Source organism: Kineococcus glutinatus (genome assembly GCF_039542765.1).
Classification (GTDB): Bacteria; Actinomycetota; Actinomycetes; order Actinomycetales; family Kineococcaceae; genus Kineococcus_A; species Kineococcus_A glutinatus.
Genome location: NZ_BAABIL010000769.1, coordinates 3,195 through 3,883, shown reverse-complemented (window position 1 = coordinate 3,883; position 689 = coordinate 3,195). Strand labels below are relative to the sequence as shown.

Genomic DNA, 689 nt, shown 5'->3' with positions numbered 1-689 from the left:
GGCACCGACGCCATGCACGTGCAGCTGCTGAGGCGCGCTGGCTGAGGCGCACGGGCTGAGGCGCACGGGCCGAGGCGCACGGGCCGAGGCGCCCGCCGGGCGGCTGGGTAGGGTGCGCGCCGTGGGAATCCAGATCAACCCGAGCATCCTGTCGGCCGACTTCGCCAACCTCGAGGCGGAGCTCGGGCGCATCGCGTCCGCCGACTGGGCGCACGTCGACGTCATGGACGGCCACTTCGTGCCGAACCTGACCCTCGGCCTGCCCGTCGTGGAGGCGCTGCGCAAGGTGTCGCCGGTGCCGCTGGACTGCCACCTCATGATCGAGCAGCCGGACCGCTGGGCCCCCGCCTACGCCGAGGCCGGCGCGCAGGGCGTCACCTTCCACGCCGAGGCGGCGGCGGCGCCGGTGCGGCTGGCGCGGGAGCTGCGCCGCCACGGGGCGCGCGCCGGTGTGGCGCTGAAGCCGGCCACGCCCGTGGAGCCCTTCGTCGACCTGCTGGCCGAGGTGGACATGCTCCTGGTGATGACGGTGGAGCCCGGCTTCGGCGGGCAGTCCTTCCTCGACGTGACGCTGCCGAAGATCCGCCGGGCCCGCGCGGCCATCGCCGCCTCCGGCCTCGACGTGTGGCTGCAGGTGGACGGCGGGGTCTCGGCGGCCACGATCGAGCGGGCCGCGGAGGCCGGCGCCG

Annotated in this window: 1 protein-coding gene; it reads left to right on the top strand. The window is 75.9% G+C overall.

The genetic code is table 11. From position 1 onward, the window contains the following. Window positions 1-121: 121 nt before the first annotated feature. The coding region (rpe, locus tag ABEB16_RS21210; protein WP_345714165.1) for a ribulose-phosphate 3-epimerase at window positions 122-689 on the top strand (568 nt) is incomplete at its 3' end.